The organism is Nonomuraea sp. NPDC050404 (assembly GCF_040655495.1).
Taxonomy (GTDB): domain Bacteria; phylum Actinomycetota; class Actinomycetes; order Streptosporangiales; family Streptosporangiaceae; genus Nonomuraea.
On record NZ_JBFAKB010000004.1, the window covers coordinates 554,649 to 575,288 of the forward strand.

Consider the following 20,640-nt stretch of genomic DNA (forward strand, 5'->3'; position numbering starts at 1 on the left):
ATTCGTCCGCGAGACCCTTCATGGCGGTATGAGTGCCGTGCCCGGACGGCGAATACTTCCGGCGGCGAGCCGCGGTCGTACGATCGGGGCATGCTGCATGGCCGGGAGCGGGAACGCGCTCTCCTCGCGCGGCTGCTGGACGATGCGCGCGAACGGCGCAGCGGCGTCCTGGTCGTGCGGGGTGAGGCGGGCATCGGCAAGTCCGCGCTGCTCGACTTCGCCGCCGCGCGGGCGGGGGAGATGCGGGTGTTGCGCGGCTTCGGGGTGGAGTCGGAGTCGGAGCTGCCGTACGCGGCCGCGCACCAGCTCCTGCGGCCGGTGGCGGACCGGCTCGCGGCGATCCCGGCCGGGCAGGCCGCCGCGCTGCGGGGGGCGTTCGGGCTGGGCGACCCGGTCGAGGGGGATCGTTTCCTGGTCTCGCTCGCGGTGCTCAGCCTGTTGTCGGAGGTGGCCGAGGAGGGGCCGCTGCTGTGCCTGATCGACGACGCGCACTGGCTGGACGGGGCCTCCGCCGACGCGCTGGCGTTCGTGGCACGGCGGCTGGAGGCCGAGGGCATCGTGCTGCTCTTCTCGGTACGCGACGAGGAAACCGGCACCGGAACCCCCTTGAGCACGGGCCTGGGCACGGGCACGGGAACGCCTGACCGGGCGGGCTTGGGGGCGCCTGACCGGGCGGGCTCGGGGGTGCCTGAGCGAGCCGGTCTGGTGTTGCCTGACCGGGCGGGTTCGGGAGCGCGTGGGTTGCCGGGTGGTGCTCGGGTGCTTGCGGGACTGCCCGAACTGCGGTTGCCCGGTCTCGCCGCGGAGGCCGCGCGTGCGCTGCTGGTCGAGCGGGCGGCGGTGGAACCGGCGCCCGAGGTCGCCGACCTGCTCGTGTCCGCCACCGCGGGCAACCCCCTCGCCCTGCTCGAACTGCCCGGCTCGTTGTCGGCCGAGCAACTCGCGGGCACGCGCCCGCTGCCGGAACGGCTGCCCGTCGGTGAGGTGGTCGAGCAGGTCTTCCTGTCCCGGGTACGCCGGCTCACGGCTTCGGCGCAGACCCTGCTGCTGATCGCCGCGGCGGAGGACAGCGGCGACGTCGGCCTCGTCCTGCGCACGTCCCGGCTGCTGGACCTGGCCCCCGACGTGCTCGACGAGGCGGAGGGCGCCGGTCTCGTACGGGTGGACGGGGGCGTTCTGACCTTCCGCCACCCGCTCGTACGCTCGGCCGTCTACAGAGGCGCGACGTTCCTGCGTCGTCAGGCCGTGGAGCAGGCGCTGGCGGCGGCGCTGACGGACGGGGATGCCGACCGGCGGGCCTGGCACCTGGCGGCCGCCGCGACCGGCGCCGACGAGGCGGTGGCCGGCGAACTGGAGGCGTCCGCCGACCGGGCCGCCAGGCGCGGCGGTCACGCGGCCGCCGCCAGCGCGCTGCGCCGTGCCGCCGCGCTCACCGCGGGCGCCGAACCCCGGGCGCGGCGGCTCGTCCTGGCCGCCGAGGCGGGCTGGCTGGCGGGCCAGCAGGACCGCGCCCGAGCGCTGCTGGACGAGGCCGCCGAGCACACCTCCGACCCGCTGCTCCGGGCCAGGGGCGAGTACGTGCGGGCGTCGATCGAGGGCGTGAGCGGCCGGCCGGACGCCGCGTACGCGATGCTCGTGGCCGCGGCCGAGCCCGTCGCCACGCTGGATCCCGGGCAGGCGGCGCGCATGCTGACCGAGGCGGGACGGCTGGCCTGGACCGTGGCCGACCTGCCCAAGCTGATCACGGTCGGCCGGCGGCTGGAGAGCCTGCCACCGGCGGCGGGCGTCGTCACGGCGGGCGCCATGGTGCTGGTCGGCCTGGCCGCGCTGCTGGAGGGAGACGCCGAACGCGCCGCACCACGCCTGCGCGAAGGCCGCGCCCTGGCCCAGGGCCTGCCCCACACCCCGCCACGCGACGAACCCACTCCCCAGAACCCGGCACACCGCTTGGCGCCGGATGGGGCTTATCCGCTGAACATGGTGCTGGCCGCGGCGGGGGCGATGTTCCTCGGGGAGGATGACGCGGCGCTCGACCTGTTCACCGCGGCGGCGGTACGTGCCCGCACGGCCGGCGCGGTCAGCACGTTGCCCATGGTGCTCGCGCCGCTCGCCTCGTTGCAGATGTGGACGGGGCGCTTCGCCGCCGCGCGCACGACCGCGACCGAAGGGCTGCGGCTGGCACTCGACACCGGGCAGGACAACCCGGCCGCACACCACCGCGCGGTGCTGGCCTGGATCGCCGCCGCGCAGGGCCGCGCGCAGGAATGCCGTACGGAGGCGGACGCGGCGCTGGCCCAGGCCATCGGGCAGCGGCTCGGCCCGGCGGCGTCGATCGCAGCGTGGGCGCTGGCCCTGCTCGACCTGGGCGAGGGCCGGACGGCGGAGGCGTTCGACCGGCTGACGGCGATGGCGGACGCCGCCCCGGGCGAGGGGCATCCGCTCGTGAAGATCTTCGCCGCCGCCGATCTCGTCGAGGCCGCCGTACGCGCGGATCGTATGGAACGGGCGACGGCGGCCCTGGACCTGCTGCGGCGCTGGGCCGGACCGGCTCGGGCCCCCTGGGCGCAGGCGCTGGTGGCCCGCTGCCAGGGGCTGGTCGAGGGCAGCGAGGCCCACTTCACCGAGGCGCTGGCCCTGCACACGCGGGCCGGGCGGCCGTACGACACGGCGAGGACCGCGTTGTTGTTCGGCGAGCGGCTGCGCAGGCGCAGGCGGCGGGCCGAGGCCCGGCGTCACCTGCGGGCGGCGCGTGAGACGTTTGAACGGCTGGACGCGGCGCCCTGGGCCGGGCTCGCGCTCATGGAGCTGCAGGCGACCGGTGAGACCGCCCGCAAGCGTGACCCCAGCACGGTCGCCGATCTCACGCCGCAGGAGCTGCAGATCGCGCGGCTGGTCAGCGAGGGCGGGACCAACAGGGAGATCGCGGCGCACCTGTTCCTGAGCCCGCGTACCGTCGACTACCACCTGCACAAGATCTTCGTGAAGCTGGGCCTGTCCTCGCGGGCCGAACTGGTCCGGCTCTCCCTTGAGGATCCCGGCCTGCTGGGCGCGCCCGGTGAGCGACGTGGGTGATGGTCAGGTCGTCAGGAAGGTCACCAGCTTCTGCGCCACGCACGCGTCGGCCGGCCGGACCCGCGCGCCGCACCCGCCGAACAGCAGCAGCACCGGACAGCCCAGCCGAGGCGGCGGACCGGCAGTGAAGGCACGGGCGAACGTGCCGGGGCCGGCGTGGAAGGCGGCGCGGGCGAGTGTGCGGGGGCTTACGCCGCACAGTGCCAGGCGGGTGACCCTGTCCGGCATCGTCAGCGCCGCCCGTAGCGCGATCCGGCCGCCCAGTGACAGCCCGGCGATCCCGGCCGGGCCGTGGGCGCAACTGTCGAGGAAGGCGGCCAGCCAGGCAGAGTACCCGGCGATGGTGGGCACGGTCGTCCCCAGCGGCGTGCCCCCGTACCCGGGCAGGTCGGGCGCCGTCACCCGCGCGTGCCCGGTCAGGGCCGTCCACACCGGCTCCCACGCCCGCCGCGCGTCGTCGGCCCCACCGCCGTGCAACAGCACCAGCTCAGGGCCCGCACCCGCGCGGTAGACCCGGACCAGGGAGCCGGCCACCGGGAGCACCGTCTCGTCATGCCGCATCGGACGACTGTGCGCCGCGCACGGCGGCGTCGCATCTGTGCTTTCACCAGTCCGCCATCGCCCCTTGGGCTTTCCGCCAAGAGCCATCCCCCCGACAGGGCTTGCCGCCAAGAGCCACCGCACCGCCGCCAGGGCTTCTCGCCAAGGCCACCGCACCGCCAACAGGGCTTCTCGCCGGGAGCAACCGCCCGCGTGGCTCCTGGCACCGGTGGTCCGGACTGTGTACTTCACCGATTCGACGGGCCCCGTACGGGCCCAAGGTAGGTGGTATCGAAACCCGAAGGGATGAGCCCTGATGAACCCGACCGACGTGATCGTCGTAGGCGCCGGACCGACCGGCCTCATGCTGGCGTGCGAGCTGGCCCAGGCAGGTGTCCGCTGCCGGCTGCTGGAGCGGCGCACGGAACAGCCCAACATCACCCGGGCGTTCGGCGTGCACGCCCGTACGCTGGAGCTCCTGGACGCCAGGGGCCTGGCGGACGACCTGGTGAAGCGGGGCGTCCCCGTACGGCAGGTCCAGCCGGTCCCCGGCGCGCTCCTCGACCTGAGCGCGCTGCGTACCAGGTACCCGATGGTGCTGATCGTCCCGCAGAGCGGCACCGAACTGCTGCTGGAGGAGCGCGCCCGCGAGCTGGGCGTGGAGATCGTAAGGGGCGCGGAGGTCGTCGGCCTGCGGCAGGACGCCGAGCGGGTGGTGCTGGAGCTGGCCGACGGCAGTACGGAGTCGGCGAGCTACGTCGTCGGCTGCGACGGCGCGCACAGCACGATACGTAACCTGGTGGGCATCGACTTCGCTGGCAAGCAGTACGAGACGCACATCCTGCTGGCCGACGTACGCCTCGCCGAGCCGCCGCACGACGCCCTGTTCGCCGAGACGAGCAGCGAGGGCGTGGTGCTCATGATCCCGTTCGGCGACGGGTGGTTCCGCGCCATCGCCTGGGACCGGCTGCGCGAGCAGGTGCCCCTGGACGTGCCGCTGCCGATGGAGGAGATGCGCGACGCCTTCCGCCGCATCGCCGGCACCGACTTCGGCATGAGCGAGCAGCGGTGGAGCACGAGGTTCCTGAGCGAGCGCAAGCAGGCCCGCCGCTACCGCGCCGGTCGCGTGTTCCTGGCCGGCGACTCCGCGCACGTGCATTCGCCGCTGGGCGCCCAGGGCATGAACACCGGCATCCAGGACGCGATGAACCTCGGCTGGAAGCTGGTCGCCGACCTGCGCGGGCAGGCCCCCGCCGGGCTGCTGGACAGCTACGAGCGGGAACGGCACCGCGTGGGCGCGCAGGTGCTGACCCTGACCGACGGCTTCAACCGCCTCGTGCTCGGCCGCTCGGGGTTCCGCCGCGCGCTGCGCAATTTGGCGATGCGGACGCTGCTGGGCAACCGCCTGACCCGCGGCTTCCTGGCCGGGCGGCTGACCGGGCTGGGCATCCGCTACCCCGCCACGACCAGGCGCGAGCACAAGTGGACCGGCCGGCGCGTGCTCGACCTGCGGTGCTCCGGCGGGCGGCTGTACGACCTGCTGCGCGAGGGCCGGCCCGTACTGGTGGACACGACGAGTTCGGGAGCGGTGGCACAGGCCGTGCGGGACAGCGGGAGCACCGTCAAGGTCGCGCGGTACTCGGGCCCCGCCGTGTCCGGGCTGCCGGGCGCGGTTCTGGTCAGGCCCGACGGCTACGTGGCATGGGCGGGCACAGACGGCGACGAACTGCCTGCTCAGGCGGTGGCGGCGGCGCGGCGGTGGTTCGGCGCTCCGGCGCGTACCCAGCCCGCCCGGCCGCGAACCTGACCGTACGCCTATGAAATACCAGGTGTCGCGCGAGATCGGTTTCTTCTATCTTTACCGTGACCATGCGTCACAAAGGAGATGTTCGTAGTGAAGAGACTGCTTGAAGGCACCAGCGTCGTCGCGGCCGTGGCACTGGCAGGCGGGCTGCTGACCTCCTCCCCGGCCGGCGCCGCCACCGCGACCAGTGAGCGGGCCGTCACCTCGGTGACGCTGACGGCCGAGACGGCCGCCGCCGCCGCGCGACCGCGCAACGGCAGGATCCTGTACGACCGCATCAGCGGCGGCCTCGGCCAACTGAAGATCAAGAACGGCACCTCCAGGGACGGCGTCGTCGCCCTGGTCAAGGGCGGCAAGAAGGCGATCAGCATCTACGTGCGCGCCAAGTCCTCCGCGACCATCCGCGACGTCAGGGACGGCACGTACCGGATCTACTTCACCACCGGCTCCCGCTTCGGCGTCTCGAAGGGCAGGTTCGCCAGGGACGCCGCCTACCAGCGCTTCAACGACCGGTTGAAGTTCCGCACCACCTCCAGGTCCTCGACCATCTGGACGCTGACCCTCAACCCGGTCAAGGGGGGCAAGGCGCGCACCACCTCGGTCAACCCGAAGGACTTCCCGGCATGACCGCCGCGGGCGGGCCGGCCTGTCAGGGCCGGCCCGCCCGCAGCGGCGGGACAATCAGTGCGAAATGTGTGCACACTTGGATGTGCTCGACCGTCTCACCGAAGAACTCGAAACCGTCCCCGACCACAAGACCTTCGCCACCGTGGACGAGGTGCACGACCGCCTCGCCCGGCTGGCCGACGACCACCCCGGCGTGGCCACGCTGCGCCGCATCGGCACCTCCCGCCTCGGTGACCCGATGCTCTGCCTCACCGTGGGCGACGGCCCCCGGCACGCCATCGTCGCCGCGGGCCCGCATCCCAACGAACCCATCGGCGGCCTGACCGTCACCCATCTGGCCACCCGCCTGTGCCAGGACGCGGAGTTGCGCCGCGCCACCGGTTACACCTGGCACATCGTGGGCTGTCTCGACCCGGACGGGACCAGGCTCAACGAGGGCTGGTTCGCCGGGCCGTTCACCAAGGCGCACTACGGCAGGCACTTCTACCGGCCGGCCGGTGACGAGCAGGTGGAGTGGACGTTCCCGTTCGCGTACAAGAGGGCCTATTTCGATCGGGTGCTGCCCGAGACGCTCGCCCTGATGCGGCTCATCGACGACACCCGGCCGGCGTTCATGACCACCCTGCACAACGGTGAGAGCGGCGGCGTCTTTTACTACCTGAACCGGGCCGAGCCCGAGTTGCAGGCGTTGCTGAAGTCCCTGCCCGGCAGGTACGGCGTCCCGCTGCACGCCGGCGAGGCCGAGCACCCCTCGGTCATCCAGCTCGAACAGGCCGTCTACCTCGCGCCCACCATGGAGAACGCCTACGACTACATCGAGGCGCTCGGTCAGGACCCCCTCGACCACATCGGCGGCGCGGCCAGCGATTCTTACATCAAGAAGCACGGCACGCTGGGCGTGACGGCCGAAATCCCCTACTGGACGGACCCGGGCGCGGCCGACACCTCGCCCACCGGGCAGGTCTACCGCGACCTGCTGCTGGCCCACGCCGCCGACCTGCGTGCCACCTCCGACCTGCTGGACGGGGTGCTGACCGCGGTCACGCCCGAGCTGGTCACCCGGTCGCCGTTCCTGCGCGCCAGCCGCAGCTTCATCCCGATGCTGGCGGGAATGGCCGAGACCCACGGCAACCGCGCCGGAGCCGCGGAGAACGAGCGGCCCGCCACGGTCGCCGAGGTCATCTCCTGCCGGGACACGGTGCACAGCATGCGGCTGCGGTTCGGCGGCATGTTGCTGCGGGCGCTGGAGGGCGAGCTGGCGGTGGGCAACGGCACGCCGGTGATCCGGGGGCGGGCCCGCGAGCTGGCGCAGACGTACGACGAGTGGTGCGCGCAGGCGGAGGCCATCGAGGACCAGACGATCCCGATCCGGCACCTGGTGGCCATCCAGTACGGCGCGATCCTGGCCGGAGCGGGGCACGCCGCCCGCTGAATCCGTCCCGGCTTGACTGGCGATCTTAGATGCACCAGATTGTTCGCGTCTTTTCTGACCTTTCTCAAGGAAAACCACATGAAGCGAACGATCGCCGGCGCCGCCGTGGTCGCGGGCATGGTGGCGCTGACCGCCATGCCCGCGCAGGCCGCCGCCACCGACCCGGTCAAGGCGCTCCAGTCGGAGTTAGCAGCGGGCAGGGCCGTCAACCTGACGTCCACGGCGAAGATCACCTACTCGGGCGAGCGGGTGGCCACCACCTCCCTGGACGGCACGATCGGGTTCGGCACGCGCGGCCCCGCCGCCTCCGACCTGGGCCAGAGCGTGCAGTACAACGACAAGCTGCTGCGCGAGATGAAGAAGTCGAACCCCGGGGAGACCGCGGGCCTGCAGGCCGGCCCCGTCAGGCTCATCTCCGCCGGCGACGTCACCTACGCCGCGGGACCCGTGGTGGACGAGGCGCTGCCCGCGGACACGAGCTGGGTGCGGTACAAGGGCGTCAAGCTGCCGCTCAGCAACCTGCTCATCGAGGCCCTGGACCCGGCCACGCTCAAGGCGCTGGTCGCGGCCCGCACGTCCTGGAAGGACGGCATACTCAAGGGCGCCATCAAGCCCGCCAAGCTCGCCGCGGCCTCGGACTCCTTCGCCGCCCGCTACGGCAGGACCTTCAAGAGCGGCAAGATCTCCTACACCCTCTGGTTCGGCGACAAGGGCCTGCCGCGCCGCGTGGCGGTCAACGCCACCCTGTCCTACGCCAAGACCTCGGTACGGGTCGAGTCGGACACCCGATTCGCGGACTGGGGCCGTGAGGTCACCGTGAACCTCCCGCTGGAGGGCGACGTCATCGACCGCAAGGAAGTCGCGGACGACGTGCCCGCCGGCGTTCCCGGCATCTGGAACTAAAGGGCCCGCGCGCCGGCCGGCGAAAATCGAATGGCGGGCCGGCGCGACGCTTCCCTACACTGAGGGCATGTCCACGCCCCGGATCTCTTAGCCAAGGACCAGCTTCCACGCCACCCTTGTGCCCTTGATCTGATCCGGAGCGTATTTCCATGCTTACCTTCCGTGGCGTCGACGTGCTCATCGGCGCCCGTCTCCTGATGTCCGGCGTCGCCGGGCACGTCGCCCCCGGCGACCGCGTCGGCCTGGTCGGCCGCAACGGCGCGGGCAAGACCACCCTCATGCGGGTGCTGGCCGGCCGGCTCCAGCCCGCGGTCGGCGAGATCGTCCGCACCGGCCACGTTGGCTACCTGCCGCAGGATCCCGCCGCCGCGGACCCGGAGCTGTCGGTCATCGACCGCGTCTTGTCCGCGCGTGACCTGGACCGGGCGCTGCACGACCTGCGTACGGCCGAGACGGCACTGGCCGAGTCGGGCGACGAGCGGTCGATGGCCCGCTACGTGCGGGCCGAGGCCGAGTTCCAGGCCCGTGGCGGCTACGCGGCCGAGGCCGGGGCCGCCCGGGTCACCGCCGGGCTCGGCCTGCCGGACCGGGTGCTCGACCGGCCGCTGGGCACCCTGTCCGGCGGTCAGCGGCGGCGCGTCGAGCTGGCCCGCGTGCTCTTCGGCGAGCAGGGCGTGCTGCTGCTCGACGAGCCGACCAACCACCTGGACGGCGACTCCATCGCCTGGCTGCGCTCATTCCTGACCGCGTATCCGGGCGGGCTGGTCCTGATCAGCCACGACACCAGGCTGCTGGCCGACGTGGTCAACCGGGTCTGGCACGTCGAGCAGGGCGAGCTGGAGACGCACAACACCGGCTGGCGGACCTACCTGGCCGACCGGGAAGCCGACGACCGGCGCAGGACGCGGCTGCGCGCCGCCGCCGAGCGCAAGGCCGCCACGCTGCACGCGCAGGCCGACCGTATGCGCGCCAGGTCCGCCACGGCCGTCAGGGCCAGGGACATGGCCCGCCGCGCCGACCGCATGCTCGCCGGCGCCAAGCCCGTACGCCGCACCGCCAAGGTGGCGCGCATCCGGCTGCCCGAGCCCGCGCCCAGCGGCAGGACGCCGCTCGGCGCGATCAGCCTGGCCAAGTCCTACGGGTCCCTGCCGGTCCTGTCAGGCGTGGACCTGGCCATCGACAGGGGCAGCAGGCTCGTCGTGCTCGGGCTCAACGGCGCGGGCAAGACCACGCTGCTCAAGCTGCTGGCCGGCCACGAACGGCCGGACTCGGGGCGGGTCGTGCACGGGCACGGCCTGCGCCTGGGCTACTTCGCCCAGGAACACGACACCCTCGACCCGGCCGGCACCGTCGGCGGCCATCTGTCCTCGGCTGCCCCGCACCTGAGCGACGGCGAGGCCAGGGCGGTGCTCGGGTCGTTCCTGTTCGGCGGGGACGACGTGGACAAGCCCGTCGGGGTGTTGTCGGGCGGCGAGAAGACCCGGCTGGCGCTGGCCGGGCTGGTCAGTTCCCGGGCCAACGTGCTGCTGCTCGACGAGCCGACCAACAACCTTGACCCGGCCTCGAAGGCCGAGGTGCTGGCGGCCGTGGGGGCGTACGAGGGGGCGGTGGTGATGGTCACGCACGACCGGGAGACCGTCGAGGCGCTGCGGCCCGGCCGGGTGCTGGTGCTGCCCGACGGGGTCGAGGACCTGTGGCACGACGGGTACACCGACCTGGTCACGCTGGCCTGAGCCGGTGGCGCCGGTCATTTGACGGCGCCGCCGGTGATGCCGGAGATGATCTTCCGCTGCGCGACCGCGAAGACGATCAGCAGCGGGAGGCTCATCAGGATGATGTAGGCGAAGATCAGGTGCCAGTTGTTGAGGTAGAGTCCGGCGTTGGCCACCTGGAACAGGTTCAGCGGCAGGGTGTCCAGGCGCCCGCCGATGACGAAGAAGGCGTAGAAGACGTCGTTCCAGACGTACAGGCAGATGAGGATGGTCGCGGTGGCCAGCACCGGGCGCAACAACGGCAGGATGACCGAGAAGAACACCCGGACAGGACCCGCGCCGTCCATGCGGGCGGCCTCCTCCAGCGACAGAGGGACCGTGCGGACGAAGCCGGTGACGAAGAAGATCACCGTGGACAGGTAGATGCCGACGTACACGCCGATCATTCCCGTGGGGCTGCCGGCCAGGCCGAGCTGGCGCAGCAGGAGCACGATGGTGACGACGGCGGGCGGCAGCACGATGCCGCTGATGGCCAGCGCGTACAGCACGGCGTTGAGCCTGCTCGCCCGCCGGGCGAGGATCCAGGACGCCATCGAGCCGAACGTGAGCACCAGCGCCACCGACGGGGCCACCACGAGCAGGCTGCCCAGGAAGGCCGTCGGCACCTCGCCCTGCTGCCAGACCTGGGCCAGGTTCTGCCACAACTGCCAGTCGGCGGGCGGGGACAGGTCAGGCGACAGGGCCTCGCCCTGGGACTTGGCGGCGGTGGCGACGACCAGCCACAGCGGCACGCCCATGACGGGGACGACGAGCGCGACGACGGCGAACGGCCGCAGCCGGGCGGCCAGGCCCCGCGCCACCGGCGGCCGGACACGACGTTGGGCCGCGCCGAAGACGGGGACGGTCACAGGATCTCCTCCCTCTTGCGCAGGATGCGGATGACGGGGAAGGCCAGCACCGCCACCATCAGGAACAACACCAGGCTCATGGCCGTGGCCTGGGCGAACAGGCCCTGGCCGAAGGTGCGGTAGATGAAGATGTTGAGGATCTCGGTGCTGCGGGCCGGGCCGCCGCCGGTGAGCGCCTGGACGATGTCGAAGCCGTTCATCGAGCCGAGCAGCGCGGTGGCCACGTTGAAGGTGACGGCCGGGGCGAGCAGCGGGAAACGTACCGACCAGAACGCCTGCCACGGGGTGGCGCCGTCGATGCGGGCGGCCTCGCTGACGTCCTCGGGGACGGTCTTGAGCCCGGCCAGGTAGATGAGCATCGACAGGCCCATCCACTTCCAGGCGTGAATCACCGCGGCCAGCACCAGCGTCCAGGTGGTGCTGCCCAGCCAGGCGACGCCGACCTGCTGCCCGGTCAGCGCCGAGAGCAGGTCGTTGAGGCTGCCGTCCGGCTTGAGCAGGGCCTGGAAGAGGTAGCCGACGGCCAGCGCGGACATCAGCACCGGGATGAGGAAGGCCAGCCGGGCCGCGCGGTTGAGCCAGGTGTCCTTCTCCAGCAGCACCGCCAGGCCGAAGCCGAACAGATTCTGGAACAGCGCCACCAGCACCGCGTAGAGCACGGTGACGCGCAGGGCGCTGAACAGCGTGCCGTCCGACAGCAGGTAGGCGAAGTTGTCGAACCCGGCGTAGCGGATCTCGCTCTTGAAACTGGACCAGTCGGTGAAGGCGTAGACGAAGTTGAACACGGTGGGCAGGAAGAAGAAGACGAACAGGATCGCGAACGCCGGGACGAGGAACCACATCGGGTGCGTACGGCCGGGCGTGATCCTGACGGGCGCCGGCCGGACGACAGGGGCGCGGCGGGTGCGGCGGGTGAGAGTCTCCTGAGAGGTCATCACGGTCAGAAGCCGGTGGCGCCGGCGGCCTTGGCGAGCTGGGCGAACTGCTTCTGCGTGGCGGCGGCCACCTGCTCGGGCGTCAGGCTGCCGGTGATCATGTCGGCCAGGTTCAGGTACAGGTCGGGGTTGGCCACGGCCAGCGCCTGCATGGAGCCGACCGCCCCGCCGAGTGAGGCGTGCACGTCCTTCAGCGCCTGCGGCACCCCGTCGGGGGTGGGCACGTCCGTACGCAGCGACACCGTCTTGCGATCGGCCACGAAACCGGCGTAGCCGGGACCCATCCAGTACGCCAGCAACTGCCGCGCGGCCTGCTCCCGCCTGGCGTCACCGGTGCGGAAGGCGACGAGGGCGTTCGACTGGTCCGGGATGAACGTGCCCACGTTCCCCGACGGCGAGACCGGGAAGAAGCCGATCTTCTCATCCAGCTCGGCCGTGTCGGCCTTGGCCTGGAGCTGGCCGAAGAACGAGTTCACCTGCATCGCCATCGCCGCCTTGCCCGACAGCAGCGCCTCGCCCTGGTCCTCGAACGTGGCCGTCTTGATGTCGGAGTTGAACAATCCCTCGTCGACCAGCGCCTTGTACTTCTTGATCGCGTCCAGGATCGTCCTGTCCTCGAACGTCTCCTTGCCGGTGTTGACCCGATCCCACAACCCGTCCCCGGCCGCGTCGGCGAGCTGGACCTGCACCCACCACTGGGTGGCCCACTTGTCGCCGGCCATCTCGAAGAACGGGGTGACGCCCTTGCCCTTGAGCGCGCGGGCGGCCTCGACCAGCTCGTCGAAGTTCTTCGCCGGCTCCTTGACGTGCCGCTTGTTGTAGTAGACGCCCTCGACGGCCGGGCTGGTGATCAGCGCGGCGTAGCGGGTCTTGTCCAGCAGGCCCGTCATGTCACGCAGCTCGGGCGACAACGACTCGATCCACGGGGCGCCGTCGAGGGGCTGCAGGTTCGTGCGGGCGTTGAGCGCGGTGAGCATGGACGCGGTGGGCTGCCAGAAGGCCAGGTCCGGCTTGTCGCCGGTGGCCACCTTGGTCTGCACACCCTGCTCGTACGGGTCCGGGATGGTGGTGATCTCGACCTTGGCGCCCGTGGCCCGCGTGAACGCGTCCGTGACGGCCTTGGGCACGGTGTTGCTGTTCTGGGCGGCCCAGATCGTGAGCGTCACCCCGTCCAGGCGGGCGGTGGGGGAAGGCCAGGCGGTGGGTTGGGCGGGGTCGGCGGAGGTGGCGGCGGGCCCGGCGGAAGGGTCGCTGCAGGCCGTCACGGCCAGGACGAGGGCCGACGCGGCGGCGACACGCTGTGCGATCTTCACAGTTCGGCGTCCTTTGTCGTTCGGAGGGGTTCTTGGAGTGGGCTGATGCGCAGGATGCGGGCGGTGGGTGCGGGGGTCGTGGCGGTGACGGTGAGTCGCGCGGTCCTGGGGTCCCACGCGTACGACCAGCCGTCCGCCGCCGTGGGATAGGCGATCTCCACGCTCACGTCGTCGTGTCCGGCCAGGTGGGGGAGGGACAACACGGTGGTCTCGGCGGCTCCGGGCCTGCGCCAGACGCCCAGGTGGGTGTCCCGGCCGGCGCGCAGGCCGAGGGCGAGCCACGGGTCCTGCCGGCCGGGCAGGCCCAGCGGCCAGCACGGCGTGGCGCGCAGCAGGTCATGACGGAGGCCCCGGTGGACCAGGACACCCTCCTTGACCAGGGCGAACTGGCCGTCGTTCATCCGGTGCAGGTTGCCCGACAGATACAGGCGGCCCAGGATGCCGGTGCACATCGTGAACACGATCTCCTCGTCCGTCATCCCGGGCTGGGGATAGGCCCAGTTGGCGGCCTGCTCGGGCAACATCGCCAGCGGCGCGGCGACCGCGATCGGCGGGTAGCGCAGGAAGTCCTGCTGGTCGCTGGTGGACTGCAACTGCAGGCGCGACAACATCGCGTAGTCCATGCGCATCGCGCCGGAGCCGCAGTTCTCCAGCACCAGGCGGGGGTGCCGGTCCAGCACCGCATCCAGCCAGGCCAGGTGGGCCCGGTTGTGGGCGAGCAGGCCGGCGCCGGCGCTGGGGGCGTTCAGGTCGGTGCCCGCGCCGGGGTTGATGTTGTAGTCGAGCTTGAAGTAGCCGACGCCCAGCTCCTCCACCAGGCGGTCCACCACCTGGTCCAGGTGCGCGACGGCGGCGGGGTGACGCAGGTCCAGGTGGTGGCGGCCGTGCTCGGCCAGCCGTACGCCACCGCGCCGCAGGAACGCCTCGGCGGGCAGCTTGTCGGCCATCGGGCTGCGCACGCCGATCACCTCGGGCTCCAGCCACAGGCCCGGGGTCAGGCCGCGCTCGGTGATGCGGGTCAGCACCTCCTCCAGGCCGCGCGGGAAGCGGGTCTGCGAGGGCTGCCACTCGCCGACGCTGTCCCACCAGTCGCCGCCGTCGTCGTACCAGCCGGCGTCCACGCAGAAGACCTGCGCGCCGGCCTCGGCGGCGGCGTCGATGAGGGGCAGCAGCTTGTCCGTCGTAGGGTCGCCCATCAGCGTGTTCATGTAGTCGTTGAACACGACCGGCAGGCCGGCCCTGTCGGGGTGCGGGCGGACCAGCGCGCGCCGGTACGCGGTCAGCGCCGCCGCCGCCCCTTCCACGCCCTCGTGGGAGACGGCGATCGCGACCGGCACGGTGGTGAACGACTCGCCGGGCGCGAGCGGCTGGCTCCACTGGTGGTCGAGGTCGGTGGGGCCGGACAGGGCGACGTACGCGCCGTCGGTCCGCTCGCCCGTCTCCCACCGCCACGGGCCGTTGTGCTCGATCTGCCACAACCAGGTCCGCGCCGTGCGGTTGTCGGTGAGCCCGCCCATCGGCACGTGCTTGCCGCTGGACCAGGTGCCGGTGCTGGTCAGCGCGTACGTGCCCTTGCCGTGCTGCCCGTGCCCCGCCAGACCCAGATCCGGTACGTGATTCCGCAACGGCCCACGTGACCAGCGGCTCTCGCCCAGCCATTCGCTGTCGGCGTGCAACACGTCGAGGTCGGCGGCCGGGACGCTTGTGGCGAGTTCGTCGGCCGGGAGATTCGTGGCGAGTTCGCCGGCCGGGAAGACGGCGGCGAAGGAGGTCACCGCCAGGAGCAGCGCCGGGTGGTCGCCGGTGTTGGTCACCCGGACCTGGGACCGAACGGCCGCGACGCCGTCGGGGGAGCGCAGGATCAGCTCCGCCTCAAGGCCCGACGTCTCGTCCCGCAGGCGCAGGCGCAGCTCGTGCCAGCCGTCCCGGACCGATCGGTCGGAGCCCGCGTACCGCAGCCGGGTGCCCACCGCCGTCTCCGACAACCGCTGCGAGGCCCTGGCCCGTCCTTCGCCGGGCACCAGCACCTCCACCAGCGGCTGGGCGGGTGCTCGTCCCCGCGCGCCGCCGTCCTGCCGGAGGGTGTCGTCGCCCGCCGACAGCTCGCGCAGTGCCACCGGGCGATCCGGGTGGATCTCCACGACGGCGGTGAGGCCGGTGTGACCCCAGCGCAGAGTCTCGGTGACGTCAGCAGGCATCAAGATCTCGCTTTCGTGAGCAGGACATGTGACCGGTCACATGCTTGAGCCTCAGTGTGAGCGGTCACACGTCGAAGGGGGAAGCCCTCTTTGCCGGATCGTTACAGCCCGGTTACGTGCGGCCCGGATCGGGCTGCAGGTTACGTGCGGCGGGATCGGGCGGGGGTCATGTGCGGCCGGAGTGGGCGGGGGCTACGTGCGGCCCGGTGGGGGAGCGGTGGACTCGCGTAGGACCAGGGCCGGTGGGGTGAGCGCGGGCTCGGGCTGTGCGGTGCCGGTCAGCTCGGCCACGGCCGCGTGGAAGCAGGCCCTGCCCAGGCCCGCGAAGTCCATCCGCACGGTGGTCAGGGCGGGCGTCCAGTACGCCGAGCCGGGGATGTCGTCGAACCCGACGATGCTCACGTCACCCGGCACGTCCTTGCCCGCGTCGTACAGCGCCCTGCGCACCCCCTGCGCGATGTCGTCGTTGCCGCACAGGATCGCGGTCACGCCGGGGTCGGCGGCCAGCCGTTGCCCGGCGGCGTACGCGGACCGGATGTCCCACCCGCACCCGAGCACATCGGCAATCTCGGCCCCGGCCGCCCACAACGCATCCCGCCACCCCGCCAACCGGCCCCCGGCCGCACCGATGAGGCCACCGTTGACCGACGCGCCGCCGGGGTCACCGCCCGTCGTTCCGCCCTCTGAGGGGGTGGCCACGTGGTGGACGGTGCGGTGGCCGAGGTCGAGCAGGTGCTGGGTGGCGTCGGCGGCGGCGCGGCGCTCGTCCAGGGCGATCGCCACCCGGCCCCGGTCCGGCGCGGCCGGCTCGGCGGCGGCGACGGCGGGCACGTGCGCGGGCAGCGCCTCCAGCACCGCGACGCTCGGCGGATCGAACGCGATCACCACCACCCCGCCGGCGCTGGCGTCGCCGACGTACTCGACGGTCTGCCGCACCTCGGCGGGCTCGGCGGACTCCACGACCCTGATCCCCATGGCCATGCCCTCGGCGCGGGCGGCCTCCTCCAGGCCCTGCAGCGTGGCGGCGTAGCCGTACAGGACGGTGTTGGAGGTGACGGCGGTGATGCCGCGAGCCCGCCCCAGGCTCAGGGCGCGCGCCGCCCTGCTGGGCCGGAAGCCCAGCCGCTCGATGGCCGTCAGCACCGCCGTCCGCGTCTCCGGCCGCACGCGCGGCGACTCGTTCAGCACCCGCGAGACGGTCTGGTACGAGACTCCCGCCTCGGCGGCGACATCCCGGATGCTGGGCGCGCCTCCACCGCGAGCGGCGGGGCGGGACACGCGTCGAGGAGTCGGAGTCACGATCACATCGTAGGACGGCGCACGAACGTCCGACGCTCACAGACGGGTCGGCGCACCAACCGGCGGGCTGCGCGCACGAAGCGGCGAGCTTTGCACGGGCCGTCGGCAACGGTGAGCAAGAACCGCGTGTCAGGCGTAGTGGCGGTAGATGGCGCGGGCCGCGCAGGCGGGCTTGGTTCCGCCGTCGATCTCGACGGTGAAGTCCATGGCCATCTGCACGCCGTTGTCCGGCACGTCCCGGACCTCGGCGACCGTGCCGGCCAGGCGGATCCGCGCGCCGACCTTGACCGGGGACGGGAAGCGGACCCTGTCCAGCCCGTAGTTGATGCTCATGGAGACGCCCCGGACGTCGAGCAGCTCGCCGAACAGCGGGATGACCAGGGAGAGGGTGAGGTAGCCGTGCGCGATCGTGCCGCCGAACGGGCCGTTCTTGGCCCGGTCGGGGTCCACGTGGATCCACTGGTGGTCGTTGGTGGCGTCGGCGAAGGCGTCCACCCGGTCCTGGGTGATCTCCAGCCAGGAGCTGTGGCCGAGGTCGCGGCCGGCCAGTTCGGTGATCTCGGCCAGGCCGTTCGCGGTGATGGTCATGGTCAGCTCTCCTTCGGTGCGAGTCCGAGCAGGCGGGCGGCGTTGTCCTTGAGGATCTTGGGGCGGACCTCGGGCTTGATGTCGAGCTTGGCGAAGTCGGCCAGCCACCGGTCCGGGGTGATCACGGGGTAGTCGGAGCCGAACAGCACCTTGTCCTTGAGCAGGCTGTTGGCGTAGCGGACGAGCTGCGGCGGGAAGTACTTCGGCGACCAGCCGGACAGGTCGATGTGCACGCCCGGCTTGTGCGTGGCGACCGCCAGGGCCTCGTCCTGCCAGGGGAACGACGGATGCGCCAGGATGATCTTCAACTGCGGGAAGTCCGCCGCCACGTTGTCGACCAGCATCGGGTTGGAGTGCCGCAGCCGGATTCCGGCGCCGCCCGGCACCCCCGCGCCGATGCCGGTCTGCCCGGTGTGGAACAGCGCCACCGCGCCCAGCTCCTCGATCACCTCGTACAGCGGGTAGGCCATGCGGTCGTCCGGGTCGAAGCCCTGCAGGCTGGGATGGAACTTGAAGCCCCGCACCCCGTGACCGGCCACCAGCCGCCGGGCCTCCCGCGCCCCCGCGCGGCCCTTGTGCGGGTCGATGCTGGCGAACGGGATGAGCACGTCGGCGTGCTCGGCGCAGCTCTCGGCGATCTCCTCGTTGGCGATCCGCGGGTGGCCGGTGGCGTGCTCGGCGTCCACCGTGAACACCACGGCCGCCATCCGCCGCTCCCGGTAGTAGGCGGCCATCCGCTCGATCGACGGCTGCTCGTGCGCGCCGAAGTACTCCGCCGACGCGCCGAACAGCGCCGGGCTGAGCGAGGTGTGGCCGTCCTTGGACACCTCGGCGTGGGTGTGCACGTCGATCGCGGTCAGCTCGTCCAGGTTCATGACGCCGGGGCCTTGGGCGCGGGGATGCCGTACGTCTCCGGCTCGAACGTGCTCCAGCTCCGCGCGATCGCCTCGGCGCTCCAGCCGCCCTCGGCGTAGGCGACGCTCTTCTCGGCCGGGTGCGACCACAACGCGAGCCGGTCGCCGCCGACGCCGATGGCCTGCCCGGTCACCCCGGCGGAGGCGTCGGAGGCCAGGTAGACGATCAGCCCGGCCACGTCCTCGACCGTGCCCATGCCCTCGTCCCTGCGCAGCCAGCCGGGCAGCGGCTCGCCGGTGCGCTCGGCCTCCTGGAAGTACGGCGCGAAGGCGGGGATGGTCCTGGTCATCTCGGTGACGGCCACCGGGACGACCGCGTTGACCGTGACCCCGGCCCTGGCCAGCTCCATCGCCCAGGTGCGGGCCATCGCCACGACGCCGGCCTTGGCGGCGGCGTAGTTGGTCTGGCCGAAGTTGCCGCGCTGCCCGGCGGGGGAGGAGATGAGGATCAGCCGGCCGCCCTCGCCCTGCTCGCGCATGCGTACCGCCGCGGCCCTCGCGCAGGCGAACGTGCCGCGCAGGTGCACCTCGATCACCGTGTCGAAGTCCTCGTCGGACATCTTCCACAACACCCGGTCGCGCAGCACGCCCGCGTTGGTCACCAGCACGTCCAGCCGGCCGAACTCCGCCACCGCCGTGTCCACCAGCCGCTCGGCCACCTCCGCCCCGCCGATCGCGCCGGGCGCGGCGACCGCCCGGCCGCCCGCCGCGCGGATCGCACCCGCCGCGCCCCCGGCCGCCTCGGCGTCCACGTCGTTGACCACGACCGCCGCACCGGCCGCGGCCAGCGCCTCGGCGTAGGCGCGGCCGAGACCGCGCCCGGCCCCCGTGACGACGCACACCTTCCCTGACACATCCATGAACGACACCTCGCGTGGAACGTGGGGCAAACTTGCGACTTGCGTCAAAGTTTTGCCCAGTAAGTCGAATCCGTCTACCCTCGGTCTGTGACTTTCCGTGGGCCGGTGCTGAGCGAGGAAGCCTCCGGCGGGGAGGCGGGCCCGCCGCAGTCCCCGTCCACGCGTCCCCAGTCGCTGATGTTCAGCTTCCTCGGCGTGTACGTGCTCGGCCGCGACGTCGCCGTCTACTCCGGCAGCGTCATCGAGGTCTTCGCGCGGCTCGGCGTGACCGAGGAGGCGGTGCGCTCCACGCTCACCCGGATGGCCAAGCGGGGCCTGCTGGCGCGGCACCGGTCGGGGCGCAGGACGTACTTCGGGCTCACCCCGCACGCCGCCGGTGTGCTGGAGGACGGGCGGCGGCGCGTCTGGGAGACCGGCGCGGTCAACCGCGACTGGGACGGCGCCTGGACGCTGGTCGGCTTCTCGCTGCCGGACAGCCGCCGCAACACCCGCCACGACCTGCGTTCCCAGCTCATCTGGGCCGGGTTCGGGCTGCTGCAGAGCGGCATGTGGATCGCTCCCGGCGTCAAGGACGTCGGCGCGATCGTGGCCGAACTCGGCCTGCGCGACCACGTGACCGTGCTGACCGCCCGCGCCGCCGGGCCCACCGAGTCGGCCGACCTCGTACGCAAGGCGTTCGACACCGGCCAGATCGCCGCCCGCTACCACGCTTTCCTCGACCGCTGGGACGTTCCCGGCCCGCAGGCCACGTTGCCGGACGACCTGGCACGGCAACTCCTGCTGCACACCGACTGGCTGCAACTCGTCCGGCAGGACCCGCACCTGCCCGCCGGGCACCTGCCGCCCGACTGGCCGGCCATCCGGGCCGAGCAGGTCTTCCACACCCTGGCCCGCGCGTACGAGCGGCCGGCGCGCGACCTGGCCGACGGGCTGCTGGAGGTGGTGACGCTGCCCCGGAAGATCGCATCTGGGGCGTGAGCAGCGCGAACGTGGGCAGGGGCCGTCATGACCGCGCTTTCGAGCGATGAGCGACCGACAGGACGCGACATGACATCTTCAGCCGTTCCCCAGCAGCCCGAGGGGCCCGGCGGTCCCGGGCCGTCCGAGCCGGAAGAGTCGGCGCTCGAAGCCGAGATCGGGCGGGTCAAGGAGCCCGCGCGGCTGCTGCGGGTCAGCACCATGGCGCGCTCGCTGCTCGACGAGGCCCGCGGGCTCTCCCTGGACGAGCACGCGCGCGACCAGCTCCAGCACATTCACGCGCGGGTGGTCGCGGAGATCGGCGAGTCGGTGGCGCCGGAGTTGCGGGATGAGCTGGAGCGGCTGCTGCCCTCGACGTCGCAGCAGCTCAGCCAGTCGGAGATCCGGATCGCGCAGAGTCAGCTGGTCGGCTGGCTGGAAGGGGTCTTCCAGGGGATCAAGGTCGGGCTGACCCTCCAGCAGGCCGCGTCCCCGGAGGGCCCGCACATGGTCCGGCCCGACCAGGCGCCCCCGGGCACGGGGCCTTACCTCTGACGTGCGCCCCGCTGAGGCCGCGC

At 72.4% G+C, this 20,640-nt stretch carries 17 protein-coding genes; 8 read left to right on the plus strand and 9 right to left on the minus strand.

The annotated features are described in order from the left end of the window. Nucleotides 1-90: 90 nt before the first annotated feature. Nucleotides 91-3,072, plus strand: coding sequence for a LuxR family transcriptional regulator (locus AB0I81_RS13985; protein ID WP_360655331.1), 2,982 nt, complete (start codon nucleotides 91-93; stop codon nucleotides 3,070-3,072). Between the two features lie 3 nt (nucleotides 3,073-3,075). On the opposite strand, the gene AB0I81_RS13990 is transcribed toward AB0I81_RS13985, so the two are convergent. Continuing rightward, nucleotides 3,076-3,633, minus strand: a complete 558-nt coding sequence (locus tag AB0I81_RS13990; protein WP_360655334.1) for an alpha/beta fold hydrolase — start codon at nucleotides 3,631-3,633, stop codon at nucleotides 3,076-3,078. Nucleotides 3,634-3,928: 295 nt separating this feature from the next. Here AB0I81_RS13990 and AB0I81_RS13995 point away from each other — a divergent pair, with 295 nt between their 5' ends. The 5 genes from AB0I81_RS13995 to AB0I81_RS14015 all read left to right on the plus strand — a co-directional run bounded on the left by AB0I81_RS13995 (nucleotide 3,929) and on the right by AB0I81_RS14015 (nucleotide 10,111). Next, nucleotides 3,929-5,419 (plus strand): FAD-dependent monooxygenase, encoded by a 1,491-nt coding sequence (locus tag AB0I81_RS13995; protein WP_360655337.1) that lies wholly within the window; start codon nucleotides 3,929-3,931, stop codon nucleotides 5,417-5,419. A gap of 87 nt (nucleotides 5,420-5,506) precedes the next feature. Next, on the plus strand, nucleotides 5,507-6,043 hold the full coding sequence (locus AB0I81_RS14000; RefSeq protein WP_360655340.1) for a hypothetical protein: 537 nt from the start codon (nucleotides 5,507-5,509) through the stop codon (nucleotides 6,041-6,043). 82 nt (nucleotides 6,044-6,125) lie between these two features. Beyond that, nucleotides 6,126-7,475 carry a M14 family zinc carboxypeptidase gene (locus AB0I81_RS14005; RefSeq protein WP_360655530.1) on the plus strand — a complete coding sequence of 450 codons (1,350 nt, stop codon included), beginning with the start codon at nucleotides 6,126-6,128 and terminating at the stop codon, nucleotides 7,473-7,475. A 78-nt stretch (nucleotides 7,476-7,553) separates the two neighbouring features. Further along, nucleotides 7,554-8,378, plus strand: a complete 825-nt coding sequence (locus tag AB0I81_RS14010; RefSeq protein WP_360655343.1) for a hypothetical protein — start codon at nucleotides 7,554-7,556, stop codon at nucleotides 8,376-8,378. A gap of 149 nt (nucleotides 8,379-8,527) precedes the next feature. Beyond that, nucleotides 8,528-10,111, plus strand: a complete 1,584-nt coding sequence (locus AB0I81_RS14015) for an ABC-F family ATP-binding cassette domain-containing protein (RefSeq protein ID WP_360655346.1) — start codon at nucleotides 8,528-8,530, stop codon at nucleotides 10,109-10,111. Between the two features lie 14 nt (nucleotides 10,112-10,125). On the opposite strand, the gene AB0I81_RS14020 is transcribed toward AB0I81_RS14015, so the two are convergent. The 8 genes from AB0I81_RS14020 to AB0I81_RS14055 form a co-directional block, all read right to left on the minus strand. Continuing rightward, entirely contained in the window at nucleotides 10,126-10,998 is an 873-nt protein-coding gene (locus AB0I81_RS14020) for a carbohydrate ABC transporter permease (protein WP_360655349.1), read from the minus strand. After that, complete coding sequence (locus AB0I81_RS14025; RefSeq protein WP_360655352.1) at nucleotides 10,995-11,933, minus strand: sugar ABC transporter permease; 939 nt, start codon at nucleotides 11,931-11,933, stop codon at nucleotides 10,995-10,997. Before AB0I81_RS14025 ends, AB0I81_RS14020 begins: the two co-directional genes overlap by 4 nt. A 5-nt stretch (nucleotides 11,934-11,938) precedes the next feature. After that, nucleotides 11,939-13,246 carry an ABC transporter substrate-binding protein gene (locus AB0I81_RS14030; protein ID WP_360655355.1) on the minus strand — a complete coding sequence of 436 codons (1,308 nt, stop codon included), beginning with the start codon at nucleotides 13,244-13,246 and terminating at the stop codon, nucleotides 11,939-11,941. Beyond that, a complete protein-coding gene (locus AB0I81_RS14035) occupies nucleotides 13,243-15,444 on the minus strand; it encodes an alpha-galactosidase (RefSeq protein WP_360655358.1) in 2,202 nt (733 codons plus the stop codon). Before AB0I81_RS14035 ends, AB0I81_RS14030 begins: the two co-directional genes overlap by 4 nt. A 192-nt stretch (nucleotides 15,445-15,636) precedes the next feature. Beyond that, nucleotides 15,637-16,743, minus strand: a complete 1,107-nt coding sequence (locus tag AB0I81_RS14040) for a LacI family DNA-binding transcriptional regulator (RefSeq protein WP_360655361.1) — start codon at nucleotides 16,741-16,743, stop codon at nucleotides 15,637-15,639. 129 nt (nucleotides 16,744-16,872) lie between these two features. After that, nucleotides 16,873-17,331, minus strand: coding sequence for a MaoC family dehydratase (locus tag AB0I81_RS14045; protein WP_360655364.1), 459 nt, complete (start codon nucleotides 17,329-17,331; stop codon nucleotides 16,873-16,875). 2 nt (nucleotides 17,332-17,333) lie between these two features. Continuing rightward, complete coding sequence (locus AB0I81_RS14050) at nucleotides 17,334-18,206, minus strand: amidohydrolase family protein (protein WP_360655367.1); 873 nt, start codon at nucleotides 18,204-18,206, stop codon at nucleotides 17,334-17,336. Further along, a complete protein-coding gene (locus tag AB0I81_RS14055; protein ID WP_360655370.1) occupies nucleotides 18,203-19,105 on the minus strand; it encodes an SDR family NAD(P)-dependent oxidoreductase in 903 nt (300 codons plus the stop codon). Before AB0I81_RS14055 ends, AB0I81_RS14050 begins: the two co-directional genes overlap by 4 nt. Nucleotides 19,106-19,192: 87 nt before the next feature. Between AB0I81_RS14055 and AB0I81_RS14060 the strand changes: the two genes are divergently transcribed. Both AB0I81_RS14060 and AB0I81_RS14065 read left to right on the plus strand, forming a co-directional pair. After that, a complete protein-coding gene (locus AB0I81_RS14060; protein WP_360655373.1) occupies nucleotides 19,193-20,083 on the plus strand; it encodes a PaaX family transcriptional regulator C-terminal domain-containing protein in 891 nt (296 codons plus the stop codon). 69 nt (nucleotides 20,084-20,152) lie between these two features. Beyond that, nucleotides 20,153-20,617, plus strand: coding sequence for a proteasome activator (locus AB0I81_RS14065; RefSeq protein ID WP_360655376.1), 465 nt, complete (start codon nucleotides 20,153-20,155; stop codon nucleotides 20,615-20,617). Nucleotides 20,618-20,640: the final 23 nt, after the last annotated feature.